This is a genomic window from Rhizobium sp. 01T444, assembly GCF_056398305.1.
On sequence record NZ_JBFTPD010000022.1, the window covers coordinates 84091 to 101073 of the forward strand.

The window sequence follows — 16983 nt, forward strand, 5'->3', positions numbered from 1 at the left end:
CCGCTGCGCACTTTTGCTGGAACCGCTCTAGGACCATTCCATGCCCGACCGGTCTGAACTCGTTTTATCGGCAGCTCCATCTCACCTCAGATGGATCGGCTTTCTGGCGATGTGCCTCGGCATGTTCATGGCGATCCTCGACGTTCAGGTCGTCGCAACATCGCTTCCGACCATCCAGTCCGCGCTCGATATCCATCCGGATCAGATGAGCTGGGTGCAGACCGCCTATCTCATCGCCGAAGTGGTGGCGATACCGCTGACGGGGTTTCTCACCCGCCTGCTGACGATGCGCTGGCTCTTCGTGACGTCGCTGTCACTGTTCGTGATCGCCTCGGCGGGCTGTGCGGCGAGCGACAGTTTTGGCGGGCTCGTCGCCTGGCGGGTCATTCAGGGCTTTTCTGGCGGCACTCTCATCCCCTCGGTGTTTTCGGCGGTCTTCATCCTGTTTCCCGATGAGCGCCAGGCGCTTGCGACGACGATTGCCGGTGTTCTTGCGGTTCTCGCGCCGACCGTCGGGCCTATCGTCGGCGGCTGGCTGACGGAGACCTATTCGTGGCACTGGCTGTTCCTGATCAATATCATTCCCGGCATTGTGGCGGCACTCGTCGCCATGCGCTCGCTTCCGCGGGAGGGCGTCAACCTCTCCGAGCTGTGGCAGCTCGATGCTCTGTCACTGCTGCTGATGGCGGGAAGCCTTGCCGCACTGGAGATCGGCCTCAAGGAGGCGCCGACGAGCGGCTGGACCTCGCTTTATGTCGCTGGCCTTATCGGCCTGTCGGCGGTCTCGGGATTCGTGTTCGCATGGCGCTCGCTGCGCCGACGCATACCCCTGGTCGAGCTCCGGAATTTCCGCGACAGGAACTTTCTGGCCGGCTCGGCAATGAGCTTCATTCTCGGCATCGGCCTCTTCGGCTCGGTCTATCTCATGCCTGTGTTTCTCGCCTTCGTGCGTGGCCACAATGCTCTCGAAATCGGCATGACGATGCTGGTGACGGGCATTGCCCAGCTCGTCACCGCGCCTATCGCGGTGGCCCTGGAAAAGCGGATGGATGCCCGGTTGCTGTCTGCGGCGGGCTTTACGCTCTTTGCCATCGGCATCGGCATGAGCGCCTTTCAGGATCCGCAGACCGATTATGACGCGATGTTCTGGCCGCAGATCATCCGCGGCATCGCCATCATGTTCTGCCTGCTGCCGCCGACGCGGCTCGCGCTCGGCACTTTACCGCCGGAGCGCATTCCCGATGCCAGCGGCTTGTTCAACCTGATGCGCAACCTCGGCGGCGCAATCGGCATCGCGCTGATCGACACTGTTGTCTACACCCGCTCGGAACCACTCGGGGACGGCATTTGGAACCGGCTGAAAGCGGGGGATGTGGACGTTGCGGCATTCGTCGGTGCGCCACTGCAGGCGATTGCGGGGCATCAGGGAGAGTTCGATGCCGATACGACGTCGATGCTCGATCCGCTGGTGCAGACGGCGGCAACCGTTCAGGCGCTCAACGAGGCGTGGATGGTGGTTGCGGTGCTGACGGCTTGTGCGCTGCTGTGGGTGCCGTTTGCGAAGAAGGTGACGGCGACGGCGAGGTGAAGGGCAGGATGGTGACCGGATGACGCGCGAGTATTGCCGGTTCGAAGCAGTCTTGTTGCCATCTATGTCGATCGAGATCTAAACTTCAACGGGCTTCCATCTTTCGCGGCGTTTCCCGCACTTATCCGCAATTTTCATCATTGCCTTTACAGACGCCGGGTTCTTCCACCCATTCCGCGGCGGGGCATGGATAGGCATCGGCGAGTGCCCAGCCGATCAGGGATTGCGCGTTCACTTTTTGAAATTCCGGGTGCGCATCACCGTAAGCGACAACCGTTTTTGCCATCCTTGCCGATGAAACCGTGTGACTGACGCAGAAGACGGGCCGATCGGCTGCGCCCTTGAAGAGATCCCTATTGAGGGCCATGGTGTCGTACGCTGCTTCTATCGAACCCTTGCATAGACCGGCGTGAAAATAGTCTTTGGCAGTCATGCCTTCGAAATCCTCGTTCAATATCCGAATGTAAGGATTGCAATCGTTTAGCAGCATTTCACCCGTTTCAGCCTCCCAGATGACTTCTCCGGGCCGTGGATCGGCTGCGCTGAATGAAGGAGAAAAGGTCACAAAAAAAGCGAGCAAAATTGTTAGTCGAAATCGCATTGTTAAATCCGCACAGCTATAGTCGAGTGACTTATTCCGATATCCCAGGTTGCCGTCAACACCAGTTTCGCCTGCCTGCGTTTTTGCCCGCGAATGTGGTTGTAAATTGCCAGCGCGGTTGATTTAGGCGCGATGGGTTTTGCTGTTGGCTGCAACGTAGCCACCAGTCACGGATAGCGTCGGGGCGGATCGGCACTCGCAATTTTATCCAGATTTGCAATCAACCGCGTCAGCAAGGTTATGAGTTGTTCCGTCTCCGCGTGTGTGAAGCCATTTAGCGCCTCGCGATTCCCCTGAAACAAGGTCGCGATTGCTTCGGGCATGCGTTCCTGTGCGGCCTCCGTCAACACAATGCGGCTGCTTCGACCGTCCGCCGGATCGGATGTGCGCTCGATCAAGCCATCTCGCTCCATGCGCGCGAGCATTTGCGCCATCGGCGGCTGTTCCACTTTGGCGAAACGGGCGAGGTCGCGCTGCGTGCTTGCCTTGCCGTTTTTCAGCGCCACCAGAACCGGCAATTGCCCGATGCCGAAGCCGAGCGGTTTCAGACGTGACTCGCTGAGGCGGGCGAAGCCTCGCGCCGCGAGGCTGATGAGATGCCCCGGCGTGAAAAGCACGTCTTCACTCATTCCATTTGCTCCTTGCCTGCCGTTGACTGTAAACTACATATGCACGTATGTAACTGCGCTGGCCGTGTTGGTCAATGTCGGCCGAACCCCGCTAGGTTATGGAGAGGAAACAGCATGTCGGAAAAACAAACGCAGCTGATCAAGCACATCTATGAGCGCTTCAATGCGCGGGATATCGACGGGGTGCTTGCGGCGTTGGCACATGATGTCGCCTGGGCGAACGGCATGGAGGGCGGCCATGTTCATGGGCGTGAGGCGGTTCGCGATTACTGGACACGGCAATGGGCGATCGTCAGCCCGCATGTCGAGCCGGTCGCATTTCGGCAGGCGGACGATGGTGCCATAGAGGTCGAGGTGATCCAGAGGGTTTTTGATCTCGACGGGCGGCCGCTGGAGGGGCAAAGTCATGGGCTGAAGGACAAGACCGTGACGCACATCTTCCGCATGGAGGGCGACAGCATCGTCCGCTTCGACATCGGGGAGGCGGATTAGGCCGAGAAGGGCAGTCATTCGGCGTCGGCTTACGGTGCGTTGGCGCACGGCCATTGTCGGGAAAAGCCAGATCGCAATTCCCACCGCACGCGTGCGAGCGCAGAGATCGCCATACCTGCCGCCTCATGATCACTTCCGGCTCATGCCGGTCGTCGCGCTATGATCGTCCTCCCGTGCGGGCGTCCCATCCGAGCATCGAGACCTCGGCCACGGATTCCAGTTCGCTGCGGCTTGCTCCATCGCGGGCGAGGATCGACATGCCGTTCTGGACGGTCTGCATGAAACGGGCGAGGCCGTGGATGTCGGTCGAGGCTGGAATTTCACCTGCCGATACCGCCTGGCTCAGGCGCCGTTTCAGAAGGTCGAGCGTGACGGCGCGGGCGGTTCGCACCAGTTCGCCGAGTTCGGCATGGCCTTCGCTGCCGACCGAGGAGAGGGACACCATGCAGCCGAGGGGAATATCGACGACGGAGCCGGTCAGGACCGCCGCCGAGTCCATGAGAAGCGCCTTGACGGCTTCGCGCGCCGTGCGGGCGGCACGAAAGCCTGCCCAGATAAGCGCCTCGTTGGTCTCGTGGTAGTAGTTCAATGCCTCGGCATAAAGCGCCTCCTTCGAGCCGAAGGCCGCGTAGAGGCTTGGCGATCCGATGCCCATCGCCTCGGTAAGGTCGGTGATCGACGTCGCCTCGAAACCCTTTTCCCAGAACAGGCGGGTCGCCTTGGCGAGCGCAGCTTCCCGATCGAAGGCGCGCGGCCGCCCGCGGGTACGGGTGGCTGTCGTCTCGTTGGCCGTCGTATTCTGGGCTTGCGGCGTCTGGTCCGATTTCTGCATCGGTCACTATATAAACCCGCCGGCGCGTCTCGACAACGGTTCGGGATATTTTGTGTCGATCGATACAATATTCTTGACGCGCGCGTTCGGCGTCCCTAGCTAATTCTGTGTCGATCAATACAGAAAGGGACGATTGATGACTGAACTTGCTGGAAAACGTGCTCTCGTAACGGGCGCATCGCGCGGTATCGGCGCCGCCATTGCGGTGGCGCTTGCCGAAAAGGGCGCCGACGTCGCCATCACCTATGAGCGTTCGGCCGATCGCGCCGCCGAGGTCGTTCGCGCTATCGAGGGCAAGGGCAGGCGGGGATTTGCAATCCAGGCCGACAGTGCCGATCCGGCGGCCGTGAAGCGCTCGGTGGAGGAGGCGGCTCGCGCGCTTGGCGGTCTCGACATTCTCGTCAACAATGCCGCCATCGCGCTTTACGATACGATTGCCGGCTTCAGCGTCGCGCAGATCGATGCGCTGCTTGATGTCAATGTGCGCTCGCCGGTGCTCGCCGCGCAGGCCGCCATTCCGCATCTGCAAGCCGGAGGCCGCGTCATCAATATCGGCTCGGCCGGCGCGGAACGCATCGTTGGCGACACCGGCACGGTGTATTACATGACGAAATCCGCGCTGCAGTCCTTCACGCGCGGTCTCGCCCGCGAACTCGGACCTCGGGATGTTACCGTCAACCTGATCCAGCCGGGATCAACCAATACGGACATGAACCCGGCCGACGGGGAATTTGCCGACTTCCAGCGCGCCCTGATACCGCTCGGTCGCTATGGCGAGCCGCAGGATGTGGCGGCTGCCGTCGCCTTCCTCGCAAGCCCGGCTGCAAGGAACATCACAGGCGCCATCCTCAATGTGGATGGCGGCTTGAACACCTGAGGGCGCTGGCTGTGGCAGGAAGAGGCTGGCCGATGCCGGCCTTTTCCGGATCCTTCAAAGGCGCTGGCAGAGGAGATGCATGCCATAGGTCGCCGCCCGCCTTATCGGCAATGGTCGATCCCCCCAGCGCAAGCTGATCCGGTAGTCGGCAGTCAGTCGAGGTGATCCAGAAGATATTCGATCTGAATGGCCGGCCGCTGGAGGGGCAAAGTCATGGCCTGAAGGACAAGACTGTGACGCACATCTTCCGTATGGAGGGCGACAGGATCGTTCGCTTTGATACCGGGGATGCAAGCTAGGTCGTGAATGGTGGCAGCCGCGTCAAGTTGCGGGTCTGCTAGTTGCCTGAGAAACAATATAGCGCGCTGGCCTACCGGCTGAAGACGACGACACGCTACGACCTTCACCTGCTGAAGGGCGGGCCGATCTCGGAGGTACGCTGGTTCATCGACGGCCAATTGCTCAAGGACGGCGACGGCAGCGTCACTGTCATGTTCGAGCCGGTGGATGCCTATGTCGGCCCGCCGCAGGACCAGCTTTCGAGCTTCTACACCGGCGGCAACGGAACGCTGAAATATCGTTCCGCCGGTCCGGTGCTGGAGGTGTGGAACGAGGACGGCAACGGGGTTTACTTCGGCAAGGTGCGCGCCGTCTTCGCCTTCGTGGGCGATCCGTCGCTGACGCCGCCGGGCGCTTCGCCGACTGACGAGGACTGGGCTCGCCGCGGCTACGACCAGACCGAAGACCTCAGCGTCATGGCGGTCGAGCTGGTCATGGATGCCGCCTATGAGGCTGATATCAAGCAGTGCAAGCGGATCGTGGGGGAAATCGACCGAAAGCACATCGCGGTCAATTTCGGCAAGCTGTTCGTCAATCCAGGCGATCCCCCGCCTTTCCGCCAGGACTTTCTCGATCGGGTGACCGCGCAAGCGAGCGTGACGAATGCGGCCGGCGTGGAAATCACCGTGCGCCCAAAACTGCAGCGATAGGCCGCCAAACCCAGGAGGGGAGGCAGCACGAGTAGTTGCTCTCGTTTGCATAAGACTTTTGCCGCAGGAGCCGCTTCGGCCTCAGGCGACGGACCATCCACCGTCCACCAGCAGGTTCGCGCCAGTGATCAGGCTCGCAGCCGGTGATGCAAGGAAGACTACGGCACCCACCACATCATCGGTTTCACCGATCCGACCGAGTGGAATGTGACCGAGCGTCGCTTTGCGATTGTCGGCATCGGATAGAAAAGGTGCTGTACCGTCGGTGTGAATGAACGTCGGCGATACGGTATTTACTGTGACATCGTAGCGTGCCCATTCGGCTGCAAGGCAGCGCGTGAGGTGATTGATTGCCGCCTTGCTCATGCAATAGATTGCCTCGCCACGCAGCGCCACGGTACCGGCCTGTGAGCTGATGTTGATGATCCGGCCCCCATTGCGCTCGATCATGTGACGGCCAACTGCCTGCGTCATCAGAAAGGTGCCCTTGATGTTGACATCGAGTATCTCGTCAAGGTCCTTCTCCTCCACGAGTTCCGCGAGATTGCCCGGAGCCACGCCGACGTTGTTGACGAGGATGTCGATCCGACCGAACGTAGCAAGCGCCGCGTCGACGGCTTGTGCGATATGGGCCTTATTGGGAATGTCCAGTTCGACAGGGAGAACTTTTCGTCCCGCGCCCTCGATTTCGGCAACCAGGTCCGCCGAGGCTGCGACATCACGGACACCCAAAACAATATCGGAGCCTGCTGCGGCACAGGCAAGTGCGCAAGCCTTACCGATGCCACGGCTCGCTCCCGTCACCAAAGTCACCTTGCCCGCAAGGCTGAAGTCCGGCGCGTTCTTCTGCATCATGATGCCTCCCTCGATGAAGCTCATTTATGGCAGCGTCGGCGTGCGGATGCCAGATGTTCCGCGCATACTGAGGAGCTTCCCCAGCGTCTCGGGCAGCCCTTTGCAAGACTGTCCCGCGGCAAGACTGTCCGCAGGCGCGAGTGCCTAGAGTGTTTCCGTTTTTCTTCGAATCACGGAAACACTCTATCTCTTTGTTTTCACGCAATTCCGGACGCAAAACCGCTACGCACTTTTGCTGGAATTGCTCTAGATTCCGGCGTACCACTCGTAGCCCCGGTCTTCCCAGAAGCCGCCCTTGCCGCCCCACAGGCCGGCGAAGCTGTCCTTCATCTCGATCCGCATCAGGTATTTGGCATGCTTGTAGCCAAGCTGGCGCTCGACGCGCAGGCGAAGCGGGGCGCCGTGGGCAACCTCCAGATCCTTGCCGTTCATCTGGTAGGCGAGGATTGTCTGCGGGTGGAAGGCGTCGATGAGATCTATGCTCTCGTAGTAGGTTCCGCTGCCGTCCAGCGTCTGTTCGAGCTGGTCTGCGCAGTAGAAGACGGCATAGCGGGCCTCAGGCTTCAGCCCGACGCTCTGCAGGAGCGGTCCAAGGGGCGCGCCCGTCCACTTGCCGATGGCGCTCCAGCCCTCGACGCAGTCCTGACGGGTGATCTGGGTGCGTGAGGGCAGCTTCTTCAGATCTGCGAGCGAAAGCTCGACGGGACGCTCTACCAGCCCGTCAATCTTCAGCCGCCAGTCGGCAAAGCCGGTTTCCATCATCTGCGCATAGGCTTCGCTGTCTGGCTGGCTCGTGCCGTTCGGCCGGAATGTCGGCGAGATATCGGCTTCGGAATATTCGTGCGCCAGCTTGTCCTTGGGAACGAGGAGCCGCTGGCTTTTCATCGTCAGCGCTTCGGCCATTTCGAGAACGGACTGGACATTGGCGTTCTGGACGACATCGTCGCAGCCGGTCAGGCCGAATGCACCGAGGCCGGCAGCCGATCCGATCAACAGGCGGCGGCGTGTGATGGAGAAGGTCATCGATCGTCCCTTTCGGTTTCGATCACGTAACGGCCCGTTATCATCGAGCGCATGTTGTTCCAGAGGCCGGACAGGATCACCATGGCGACATGCACGAAAACGAAGAGGACGATCGACCAGGCGCAGATGAAGTGGATCGACCGGGCCGTTTGCCTGCCGCCGAAGAAGTCGAGCAGGAAGGGATAGCCGGCATCCATGCCGGGTGACATGGTCAACCCCGTTGCAAACATCAGCGGCAGCAGGATGAAGATGACGACCAGGTAGGCGAGCTTCTGCAGCACATTGTAATGCTTTGCCTTTTCACCTCTGGGGAAGCGCAGGCGCGCGTGGTCGGCGATCTCCTGCCCCAGATGGTGCGGCGAGATCTCTTCGCCGCTCGGCGCCAGATCGCGGCGGAAATGGCCTGACAGAAAGCCGATGAGCGCATAGATCGATCCGTTGATGACGAAGAGCCAGGCAAAGAACAGATGCCAGCGGCGGCCGGTTGCGAGATCCTGATAGCTCGGAATGGTGATCCAGGAAGGGAAGCCACGCTCGGTCGCGTCATCGCCCGTTCCCGAAACGCCGAGAATGCCTGTTGTCGTGATCTGCAGATTGCCGATGCGAAGCACGCCGCGCGTGCCGCCATCTTCATCGACGGCACTTATCGACAGCCAGGACGGATCTGCATCCGCACCGTACTGGCCCCAGTAAAGCGCCGGGTGGGCATTGAAAATCTGCAGCCCGCTCATCAAAAGCAGGCTGAGACAGAGAACGTTGATCCAGTGTGTCACGCGGGTCGCCAGTGAGTGCCGGCGGATGACTGTTGTCATCGGGCCTGTTGGAGTGGCCTGGCTGTGATCGTCGAGTGTTGCCATGATCGTTTCGATGTCCGGTACCGTCACGCCCCTACAGCATGTACGTAGGCGAAGCGGGATTTGTTACAGGCGTCCCGAAGTTTTTTCTTTGCAGCCGGGATCCTGCCGGCGGGAAAGGCTGGCGGCGCGGCTTTCCGGACATCCGGCCGACGGCGTCACAAGTGCGTGAAGCTGTAACGAATGGCGTTCCACCTGCGAAGAAGAACGAGATGCAGATCATCAGGGAGCACCGCCATGAAACATTCAGTCGCGTTCAATCTTGCGATCATCGCAGCAGTCTTTGCTCTTGGTTCCACCGTTCAGGCCTCCGCTGGGCAGTCGCCTGCAGTCGTCGAACTGTTCACCAGCCAGGGCTGTTCCTCATGCCCTCCGGCCAATGCCAATCTCGTCAAGCTCAGCAACGATCCGAACGTGCTCGCCTTGAGCTTCTCGGTGACTTATTGGGACTATCTTGGATGGAAGGACATTTTCGGGAAGAAGGAATTCACCGACCGGCAGGTGACCTATGAGCCCGCACTCGGCCAATCCGGCCCTTTCACGCCGCAGATGGTGGTCAACGGCCACCAGTCGACCGTCGGCTATGATCTGAACGAGATCCGGCGCGTGATCGCGTCCGAGCCCGCGCTGTCCGGCCCCGGGATCGCGCTAGCCCGGAACGTGGCTGTCATCGACGCTGCGAAGGGCCGGACCGCCGCTGCCGACGTGTGGCTCGTCCGCTATGCTCCGGGCACCGTGCAGGTTCCGGTCGCCAGAGGCGAGAATGCCGGCGAGACATTGCCGCACGCCCATGTCGTGCACGAGTTGACGCGTCTCGGCACCTGGGACGGCAAAATGTTGAAGCTGCCGATCCCGGCCGCAGCTGGCGACCTGAAGAGCGCCATCATCGTCCAGGAGCCGAAAGGCGGCAGGATTCTCGCCGCAACGACCGACTGAAAACCGGCTCACTGCCTGATCCTCCCGCGGTCGCCTGCGATCCCGCGGTCGACGGTAGTCGATCCGCCCGCGGTCGATTTTCAATCGATCCGCTCGAGATCCCGTGCGAAGCGCTGCCAGTTGCCGACATATTTCTTCGCGGATTGGGTGATCTTGGCGACCGCCTCATCGTCCAAGGTGCGGATCGCCTTGGCGGGCGAGCCGACGATCAGGGAGTTGTCGGGGAATTCCTTGCCTTCGGTGATGAGCGCATTGGCGCCGACGAGGCAATTGTTACCGATCCTGGCGTCGTTCAGGATCGTGGCGCCCATGCCGACAAGGGAGTTGTTGCCGATCGTGCAGCCATGGATGATGGCGTGGTGCCCGATGGTGCAATCCTCGCCGATCGTGGTTGGGAAGCCGGGGTCTGTGTGGACCATGACGCCTTCCTGCAGGTTGGTGGCCTTGCCGATCACGATGGGTTCGTTGTCGCCGCGCAGCACTGCGCCGAACCAGATGCCGACCTCTTCGGCAAGCTCGACATGGCCGATCACATGCGCGTCGGGGGCGATCCAGAAGGTGCCGTGGGGTGGCAGTTTTGGTTTCAGGCCTCCGAGCGCGTAGATCGCCATTTCCGTCTCCTCAGACCACTTTCAGCGACAGTGTCGCGATGCCGTCGACGCCGCAGGAGATGCTGTCGCCCTTGTTGATGGCGGCGACACCCGCCGGCGTGCCGGTCATGATGACATCGCCGGGGGCGAGAACGAAGAGTTTCGAAAGCTCTGCAATGATTTCCGGGACTTTCCAGATCATCTGGTTTAAGTCGCCATCCTGCTTTTTGACGCCATTCACCTCCAGCCAGACACGGCCGTTGGCGGGATGGCCGAGGCGGCTTGCCGGGACGAGGGATGAGACTGGGGCGGAATATTCGAAGGCCTTGGCGAGCTCCCAGGGGCGGCCGAGCTTCTTGGCTTCGGCCTGCAGGTCGCGGCGGGTGAAATCGATGCCGACGCCGTAGCCATAGATGCAGTCGAGCGCCTTTTCGGCTGAAATATCGGCGCCGCCGGCCTTCAGGGCCAGCACGCATTCGACCTCGAAATGCACGTCATTCGACAGCGGCGGATAGGGGAAATCCTTGCCGGCGAAGAGATTGTCGGCGTTCTTCTGGAAGAAGAAGGGCGGCTCGCGGTTCGGATCATGGCCCATTTCGATGGCGTGATCCGCATAATTGCGGCCGACGCAATAGACGCGGCGGACCGGGAAGGCCTCGGCGCTGCCTTCGACGGGCAGGAGAACCGGCTGTGGCAGGGGGATGACAGTGGCGGGAAGGGACATGGCGGGACTTCTTGGCTGATTGATCTGGCGAGTCTGGCGACATCGTAAAGCATGTCGCGCAAAACCGCTCCACACTTTTGCTGGAATTGCTTTATGGGGCCGCGTCGTCCTGCGCGAGGTTGCTGCGCATCAATGCGTAATAGGCCGAAAGCTCCGGAATGGCTTTCGACAGGGTTTCGAAGGCCGCATCGGAGACGGTGAGCCGGCCCGCATATCTGGCTTCGAGGAAGGCGTTGTGATCGGGGAGCACCGCGCGGTGCGAGCCGTAGAGCACGGTGAAGACAGGCGAGGGGACGGTGCGGCCTTTGACGATGATGCGGTCTAGCTCGACCACGGTGTAACGCTCGCTGACGAGGCGGGCGGTTTCCTCGCCGAGCAGCAGGGCGACGCCGTAATTCTTCGAAGCACCTTCCAGACGAGATGCGAGATTGACGCTGTCGCCGAGGCAGGAATAGTCGAAGCGGCGGGTGGAGCCCATATTGCCGACGATGCAGTCGCCGGTGTTGATGCCGACGCCCATTTTGAGGATATGCAGCGGCCGGCCGGTGGCGGCGGCTTCGCGCTCCAGTTCGCGGTTCAGTGTCGCGATCGCATCCTGCATGGCAATCGAGGCCTTGACCGCATGCAGGGCATGATCGGGGTCATCGAGCGGCGCATTCCAGAAGGCCATGATGCAATCGCCCATATATTTGTCGATCGTGCCGCCGTGATCCATGACCACATCCGATAGCGGCGTCAGCAGGCGGTTGATCAGCGCCGTCAGCTGCTCGGGATCGTCCTTCATGGTTTCGGCAATGGTGGTGAAGCCGCGCACATCCGAAAACAGGACCGAGAGCGTGCGCCGCTCGCCGCCGAGCTTCAGCTGCGAGGGATCGTTCGACAGGCGCTTGACGAGATCGGGCGAGATATATTGGGCGAAGGCCAGTGTGATCTGGCGCTTCTGGCGGCGCTCCTCGGTATAATCGAAGGCGGCCTGGCCGAAGGCGACGGCCACGAAGGCAACGGTCGGCCCAAGCGGCGAGACGAAGACATGGCCGAAGCGGATGCCGGCATAGCTCGCTGCCGCAAAGGCGAGCACGGCGGCGGCGGTCGCGACCAGCGTGCGCCAGCTCGTGGACTTCCAGACCGTTATCGCGGCCAGAATGACTGATATGAGGATGCAGATTGCGACCGGCAGCAGGCCGGCTTCTGATATCGCCAGACCGTGGACGATATTGTCGTAGATAGTGGCCTGCACCTCGACGCCGGAGATCAGCTTGCCGGTGTGCACGGTGTAGGGCGTGGCATAGGCATCGGCGCCGCCCTGATCGATCTCGGGGGCGTTCTGCAGGCTGAGGCCGACCAATACGACGCGACCCTTAAAGATATCGGGCGGCAGGAAATTCTTCGGGTCGAGCGCTTGATAGTAGGAAACGGTGGGATAGCTGCGGGCCGGGCCGAAGGACTGGATGAGGGAGCCTGCCGGCAGATGCAGCGCCTTGATGCCCGCAGCCTTGGCGAGCTCCATGGCAAAGCCATCCTCATAGGATGGAATATTGCGGAAGATGCCGTCGCCATTCAGGGTAATGGAGGCGATGCCGGTGCGCGCGCCGGCATCCGTCATCTGCGGCAGCGGCGTGGTGCGCAGCAGCTGGTCGGCCTGGGGCGTCTTGATCAACGTTTCATCGCCGGCGAGCACGACATCGGGGCCGACGGCAGCGGTGATGGCCTCATCGTTTTCTGCCGTCGAAGGCTCGGCCATGATGATATCGAGCGCTATGGCTCTTGCGCCGGCAGCGCGCAGCTGTTTGACGAGCTCGGCATGCAGGCTGCGCGGCCAGGGCCACTGGGCGTTGATATCGGCAAGCGCCGGTTCGTCGATCGCCACGATGATCGGGCCATCGGCCGGCGGTGTTGGGTCATCGACCGTCGAGAGATAGTCGAAGGTGCGCAGCTCCGTCAGCGTCCAGGCGGGCAGGCGCGAGATCAGCGAAATGGTGATCAGCGTGACCAGCGCCAGCACGAGAAGGCGGATGCTGCGGCTCGAGAAGGGCCAGCCTGGCGGGCGCTGCGACGGGCGGCCCGTCTCGATCGGGCGCTCTGTCTGAAGCCGTTGCAGGGCGGCTGGGCGCGCGATCATCAGAAGCGGATCTTCAAGGTGCCCTTGAAGGCGCGGCTCCAGCCGGGGGTGCCGGGCAGAACTTCAAAATCTTCATCGAGCAGATTGTAGGCGGCGGCCTCTAGCGCGATGCGCTTGTCGAAAGGCTCCCAGATGAGATGGGCGTCCAGGCTCCAGTAATCGTCGAGTTTCGTGCCGACCAGATCACCGGGGCGCTCGCCGACATAGTTTGCAGCAACCGTGGCTTTCACCTTGGCTTCATTGACCCAGGTCAGCGCGATCTGGCCAGAGTTTTGCGGAATGAAAGCCAGGTCGCCGCGGTAATTGAAGGTCGTCGGATCCTTGTTCTCCGAATCCATATAGGCATATGTGGCCGAGAGGCCGAAGCCGGATCCAAGAGCAACGTTGGCCGTAACAGCGGCGCGATCGATAGTGCCGCGCCCGTAAGTCTGGCTGTCGACGATTGCGAGGCCAGTGATCGGCAGACCGATCGAGAAATCGTGCAATTCCTGGTGCTGGTATTCGACGGACGTGAAGAAGCGGTCCGTCCATTCGGCATCCCATTGCAAGGCAACAGTATCCGCGTAACCCTCTGCTCCGACCGAGAACTGGTTCGCCTGCAGGCCAAGTATGCCGACGGGCGCCAATGATGGTACGCCCGTGTCGAGGCCCTGGCGCATGAAGGCGGCGCGCAGCCACTGATTTCGCACGGGTTCCCAGGCAAGGCCGAAACGCGGTTCAAGCCGGCTGACATCGGTGCCGTCTCCTTCCAGGCGTGTGGCGAACAGCGCGTATTCGCCCTTCAGATCAGGTGTGATCTCGTGAAGGAGATCGATATAGGCGCGGCCGATATTGACGCGGCTGCTCTCGTCGGTCGGACCAAATGTCCGCTCGCCCACCAAACCTAAAATGTCATCGAGATGGATCGTTGTCTTGTTGCTGCTATCGGTCCATCCGCCTTCGATACCGTATCGCCAGGTCAGCGTGTCATCGCCGATGCTATGGCTGATCGCGGCTATGTAGGTTTTGGAGGAACTCTCCAGGCTTGTTTCCATGAAAGGATAAAGATCTGGAGCGGGAAGGCCGGTCGCCGTGGAGGCTTCAAATGTCCGGTCGAAGAGGCTTTTCGCCTTGCCCTCGGAATAGAGGAGTGCGGTATTGAGCACATTCCGATACCCGAAAGTGTGACTCCAGCCGACGCCGCCAATCGTCGTCTCACCCTCATCATATCTGTTTTGATAGAGGGGTAGATCCAACGTCGGTATTACACCACCGAAGACCGGCAGAAAGAATTCTTCATTCAGGCGGTCGGTGAATGCCGTGCTTGTCGTCAGGGCATTGAGCGGCCCGTAGGCTTTGCCATGATTGAAGAAGCTGACGATACGGTCATCCGGTGTCAGCGTGGCCGTCAGGTAGGCATTGCCCGTGAGTAGTTTTTTGTCCAGCTCGAACCCACCGAAATCGCGGTAGTCGCCGTCGAGCGCCAGCTCTTCCCAGGTCAGGTTGCCGTAGAAGCTGATCGGGATCGTCGCGTTCGAATAGCCCTGAATTTCCGCTTCGCCGGTCCGACGCGCATGGCCGTCGACGCTGTTGACGCCGCCGCCGACCGAGCCTTCGATGAAGGGTACGTCGAACAGCGTTGCCGCGCGCGAACGGCCGGACAGCATATGCGGAGAGAGCAGCAGGCCCTGAATGAAGGAAGAATAGCTCGACGCATTGGTCCGGTTCAGGATGACATTGTCATCGCTGAAGCTCGTCGCATTGACGAAAGGAAAGATGCTGCCCTTGATCGACTGATCGATATAACCGCTGCCTTTGAAGGGATCGAAGACGGCATCGCCATAATAGCGACCCCAGGCATCCAGCCCCTGCAGCCGGAAGGCGTTGTTCAGGGTCGAGCCGGCGCTTTGATTGGCACCGAGCCCACTGAAATCGCCGCCGCGAGCGCGCGAGCGGCGCAGGAATTCCTGCGCGTTGGCGATTGCGCCATCGGCATTGTAATCGTCGATATCGACAGCCGTGCGGAAGGCGGAGATGGCCGGATCGTCATCATCGATACGGTTGGCGTTATCGAGTGCCTGCTCTGACGGAAGCCGGTCGCCCTTTTCGTAGTGTGCGGCGGCGAGCATCAGCTGTGATTGCGAATGAGCCGGATTGGCGGTGCTGGCGGCGAGCAGATCCTCCAGCGCCTCGTCGCGCTCGCCGGTCTGCAGATAGTAGCGGCCGCGGGCAAGCAGGGCGATATCGAAGGACGGATCGAGGGCGATTGCCGTATCGATTTCGCGCTTGGCCTCCTTCATGCGCCCCTGGTCGAGATAGAGGATCGAGAGGTTTGCGTGTAGCAGCGGGTCCTGCGGGTCGAGCTCGATCGCTTTCTTGAAGGCTTCTTCCGCCTCGCCGTTGGCATCACGCGAACTCTGCAGCAGGCCGAGCGAATTGAGCGTGCCCGAGGCGCCGGGCGCCAGTTCGATGGCGCGGTTCAGGTCCGCAAGCGCGCCGTTGATATCGCTCTCATAGGCTGCTTTGTAGCCGGCGCGGGCGGCGAGCGCCATCGGATGATCGGGGTCGAGTACCAGCGAGCGTTCAAACGCTTCCTTCATCTGCTTACGGTCGTCGATGAGCTGCGCCAGCTGGGCGCGGACCGCCGGCAGCGTCGGGTCATCGGGATAGCGCTGTTCCGCCTTCTTGATGATCTCAAGCGCTGCGCGCGGGTTTTCCAGGAAGCCTGCGGTATAGGCCTGCATGATCGCGCCATAAGGACCGGTTGTGTTGGCCGGTCGTGGTTCGGCATGGGCGGGGTTGGCCAGCGAACGGGCGAAATAGCCGCCATATTGGGCCATGTTGCGCCGTGTCGGGTCGAGATGCGGCAGGGCCTTCTGGAAGAGCTTTGCGGCATCGCCATAGCGCTTTTCCGAACCAGCGATGGTGGCGTCGAGCAGGTCGACGCGGGCCTGCTGCGCCACCGTCAGCTTGCGGCCGCGGATGTTCCGCAACGTAGCAGCTGAGGCCTGGCGACCGTCGAAGGCGCTCTGTACTTCGGCAAGCTCCAGCCAGTCTTCGATCGTGCGGCGCTCGGGCGGCAGGGCCAGCAGGCGGCGGCGCTCGGTCGCCATGCGGTCGGCCCGCAGCGGCGAGGTCGGCATCAGGCCGAAGCCGTCGCGCAGGTCCAAATAGAAGAGCATCTGCTCGCGGTCGTCAGGATTGACGCTGATGAGCTTGTGCGGCGCCTGGCCGATAGTGGCGACAGCGCCTTCTCCTTCGTTGACATCGACGCTGCCCTGCGGGTTGCTGAGCGCCACGCGGCCTTCGAGCACGATCATCGAAGTCTTGGCGCCCTCGACGGTCATGGTCCAGTCCGTGCCGCGGATAGCGGCTGCGGCGGCCGGCGTCTCGACCGTCAGGCCCTGGCCGCCGCGCTGGGCGCGGGCCCAGATGGTGCCGGACTGCAGGTTGAGGATCGTGTCGCCGGTCTGCGACATCTTCTTGACCTGCAGCGCGGAATTGCGGCCGAGGCGGATCTGTGTGTGATCGGAAAAGAGAATGGCGAGCTGGCCGGTGGCATTGGTGCGCAGCACGTCTCCATCCAGGAGGTCCTGGTTGAGGTCGACGACGCGCCAGTTGCTGACATCGACGAAGCGTACTTCCTCGCCGGTCTTGCGGGCGATGACCGAGCCTGCAACCGGGGTGGGGCGCTGCAGCGGCTCGGCTGCAACCGGAAATGAAAGTAATGTTGACATGAGCGCAAGAGATGTACTTGCGCACAGAAAAGACCTCAGCCCCGACATTTCAGATACCCCCGCATCTTTTCCCCCTTTGACCAAGCGCGGTGTAAAAGTCAAGCTGACTGCACACGTGTTCTTGCTTTCGTAAGCAAGTGTATTATTAGGGAAACACT

15 protein-coding genes and 1 pseudogene are annotated in these 16983 nt (G+C 61.4%); 6 read left to right on the forward strand and 10 right to left on the reverse strand.

All coding sequences use genetic code 11. The features are described 5' to 3' along the window. Nucleotides 1–40: 40 nt before the first annotated feature. Nucleotides 41–1588, forward strand: a complete 1548-nt coding sequence (locus AC1DTN_RS25660) for a DHA2 family efflux MFS transporter permease subunit (protein ID WP_477923175.1) — start codon at nt 41–43, stop codon at nt 1586–1588. Nucleotides 1589–1709: 121 nt separating this feature from the next. Here the strand turns inward: AC1DTN_RS25660 and AC1DTN_RS25665 are convergent, their stop codons facing one another. Both AC1DTN_RS25665 and AC1DTN_RS25670 read right to left on the reverse strand, forming a co-directional pair. Further along, nucleotides 1710–2189, reverse strand: coding sequence for a Rap1a/Tai family immunity protein (locus AC1DTN_RS25665; RefSeq protein WP_477923176.1), 480 nt, complete (start codon nt 2187–2189; stop codon nt 1710–1712). A 167-nt stretch (nt 2190–2356) separates the two neighbouring features. Then, a complete protein-coding gene (locus AC1DTN_RS25670) occupies nt 2357–2818 on the reverse strand; it encodes a MarR family winged helix-turn-helix transcriptional regulator (protein WP_477923177.1) in 462 nt (153 codons plus the stop codon). A 114-nt stretch (nt 2819–2932) separates the two neighbouring features. Here AC1DTN_RS25670 and AC1DTN_RS25675 point away from each other — a divergent pair, with 114 nt between their 5' ends. Next, nucleotides 2933–3310 carry a nuclear transport factor 2 family protein gene (locus tag AC1DTN_RS25675; RefSeq protein WP_477923178.1) on the forward strand — a complete coding sequence of 126 codons (378 nt, stop codon included), beginning with the start codon at nt 2933–2935 and terminating at the stop codon, nt 3308–3310. A gap of 157 nt (nt 3311–3467) precedes the next feature. Here the strand turns inward: AC1DTN_RS25675 and AC1DTN_RS25680 are convergent, their stop codons facing one another. Beyond that, nucleotides 3468–4142 carry a TetR/AcrR family transcriptional regulator gene (locus tag AC1DTN_RS25680; protein ID WP_477923179.1) on the reverse strand — a complete coding sequence of 225 codons (675 nt, stop codon included), beginning with the start codon at nt 4140–4142 and terminating at the stop codon, nt 3468–3470. A gap of 136 nt (nt 4143–4278) precedes the next feature. Between AC1DTN_RS25680 and AC1DTN_RS25685 the strand changes: the two genes are divergently transcribed. The 3 genes and pseudogenes from AC1DTN_RS25685 (at nt 4279) to AC1DTN_RS25695 (ending at nt 6008) form a co-directional block, all read left to right on the forward strand. Next, nucleotides 4279–5019, forward strand: coding sequence for an SDR family NAD(P)-dependent oxidoreductase (locus AC1DTN_RS25685; RefSeq protein ID WP_477923180.1), 741 nt, complete (start codon nt 4279–4281; stop codon nt 5017–5019). 152 nt (nt 5020–5171) lie between these two features. After that, a pseudogene (locus tag AC1DTN_RS25690) lies at nt 5172–5318 on the forward strand (nuclear transport factor 2 family protein); the annotation flags it as partial. A gap of 42 nt (nt 5319–5360) precedes the next feature. Continuing rightward, nucleotides 5361–6008 carry a hypothetical protein gene (locus AC1DTN_RS25695; protein ID WP_477923182.1) on the forward strand — a complete coding sequence of 216 codons (648 nt, stop codon included), beginning with the start codon at nt 5361–5363 and terminating at the stop codon, nt 6006–6008. Nucleotides 6009–6089: 81 nt separating this feature from the next. Here AC1DTN_RS25695 and AC1DTN_RS25700 read toward each other — a convergent pair whose 3' ends face one another. The 3 genes from AC1DTN_RS25700 to AC1DTN_RS25710 form a co-directional block, all read right to left on the reverse strand. Continuing rightward, complete coding sequence (locus tag AC1DTN_RS25700) at nt 6090–6860, reverse strand: SDR family NAD(P)-dependent oxidoreductase (RefSeq protein WP_477923212.1); 771 nt, start codon at nt 6858–6860, stop codon at nt 6090–6092. Between the two features lie 249 nt (nt 6861–7109). Next, entirely contained in the window at nt 7110–7886 is a 777-nt protein-coding gene (locus tag AC1DTN_RS25705; RefSeq protein WP_477923184.1) for a molybdopterin-binding protein, read from the reverse strand. Then, nucleotides 7883–8743, reverse strand: a complete 861-nt coding sequence (locus AC1DTN_RS25710) for a cytochrome b/b6 domain-containing protein (protein WP_477923185.1) — start codon at nt 8741–8743, stop codon at nt 7883–7885. Before AC1DTN_RS25710 ends, AC1DTN_RS25705 begins: the two co-directional genes overlap by 4 nt. Nucleotides 8744–8977: 234 nt before the next feature. Here AC1DTN_RS25710 and AC1DTN_RS25715 point away from each other — a divergent pair, with 234 nt between their 5' ends. Next, nucleotides 8978–9676 (forward strand): DUF1223 domain-containing protein, encoded by a 699-nt coding sequence (locus AC1DTN_RS25715; protein ID WP_477923186.1) that lies wholly within the window; start codon nt 8978–8980, stop codon nt 9674–9676. Between the two features lie 80 nt (nt 9677–9756). Here the strand turns inward: AC1DTN_RS25715 and AC1DTN_RS25720 are convergent, their stop codons facing one another. The 4 genes from AC1DTN_RS25720 to AC1DTN_RS25735 form a co-directional block, all read right to left on the reverse strand. Continuing rightward, nucleotides 9757–10287 (reverse strand): gamma carbonic anhydrase family protein, encoded by a 531-nt coding sequence (locus tag AC1DTN_RS25720; protein WP_477923188.1) that lies wholly within the window; start codon nt 10285–10287, stop codon nt 9757–9759. A 10-nt stretch (nt 10288–10297) separates the two neighbouring features. Next, nucleotides 10298–10990 (reverse strand): fumarylacetoacetate hydrolase family protein, encoded by a 693-nt coding sequence (locus AC1DTN_RS25725; RefSeq protein ID WP_439015671.1) that lies wholly within the window; start codon nt 10988–10990, stop codon nt 10298–10300. 91 nt (nt 10991–11081) lie between these two features. Further along, complete coding sequence (locus tag AC1DTN_RS25730; RefSeq protein WP_477923189.1) at nt 11082–13109, reverse strand: CHASE2 domain-containing protein; 2028 nt, start codon at nt 13107–13109, stop codon at nt 11082–11084. Further along, nucleotides 13109–16825: a FecR domain-containing protein gene (locus AC1DTN_RS25735; RefSeq protein ID WP_477923191.1), complete on the reverse strand. Its 3717-nt coding sequence runs from the start codon at nt 16823–16825 to the stop codon at nt 13109–13111. The genes AC1DTN_RS25730 and AC1DTN_RS25735 overlap by 1 nt, the downstream gene beginning before the upstream one ends. Nucleotides 16826–16983 lie beyond the last annotated feature (158 nt).

Coding starts and splice junctions, on each gene's coding strand:
- AC1DTN_RS25660 (WP_477923175.1), top strand. CDS start 41: ATGCCCGACCGGTCTGAACTCGTTTTATCGGCAGCTCCATCTCACCTC.
- AC1DTN_RS25665 (WP_477923176.1), bottom strand. CDS start 2,189: ATGCGATTTCGACTAACAATTTTGCTCGCTTTTTTTGTGACCTTTTCT.
- AC1DTN_RS25670 (WP_477923177.1), bottom strand. CDS start 2,818: ATGAGTGAAGACGTGCTTTTCACGCCGGGGCATCTCATCAGCCTCGCG.
- AC1DTN_RS25675 (WP_477923178.1), top strand. CDS start 2,933: ATGTCGGAAAAACAAACGCAGCTGATCAAGCACATCTATGAGCGCTTC.
- AC1DTN_RS25680 (WP_477923179.1), bottom strand. CDS start 4,142: ATGCAGAAATCGGACCAGACGCCGCAAGCCCAGAATACGACGGCCAAC.
- AC1DTN_RS25685 (WP_477923180.1), top strand. CDS start 4,279: ATGACTGAACTTGCTGGAAAACGTGCTCTCGTAACGGGCGCATCGCGC.
- AC1DTN_RS25700 (WP_477923212.1), bottom strand. CDS start 6,860: ATGCAGAAGAACGCGCCGGACTTCAGCCTTGCGGGCAAGGTGACTTTG.
- AC1DTN_RS25705 (WP_477923184.1), bottom strand. CDS start 7,886: ATGACCTTCTCCATCACACGCCGCCGCCTGTTGATCGGATCGGCTGCC.
- AC1DTN_RS25710 (WP_477923185.1), bottom strand. CDS start 8,743: ATGGCAACACTCGACGATCACAGCCAGGCCACTCCAACAGGCCCGATG.
- AC1DTN_RS25715 (WP_477923186.1), top strand. CDS start 8,978: ATGAAACATTCAGTCGCGTTCAATCTTGCGATCATCGCAGCAGTCTTT.
- AC1DTN_RS25720 (WP_477923188.1), bottom strand. CDS start 10,287: ATGGCGATCTACGCGCTCGGAGGCCTGAAACCAAAACTGCCACCCCAC.
- AC1DTN_RS25725 (WP_439015671.1), bottom strand. CDS start 10,990: ATGTCCCTTCCCGCCACTGTCATCCCCCTGCCACAGCCGGTTCTCCTG.
- AC1DTN_RS25730 (WP_477923189.1), bottom strand. CDS start 13,109: ATGATCGCGCGCCCAGCCGCCCTGCAACGGCTTCAGACAGAGCGCCCG.
- AC1DTN_RS25735 (WP_477923191.1), bottom strand. CDS start 16,825: ATGTCAACATTACTTTCATTTCCGGTTGCAGCCGAGCCGCTGCAGCGC.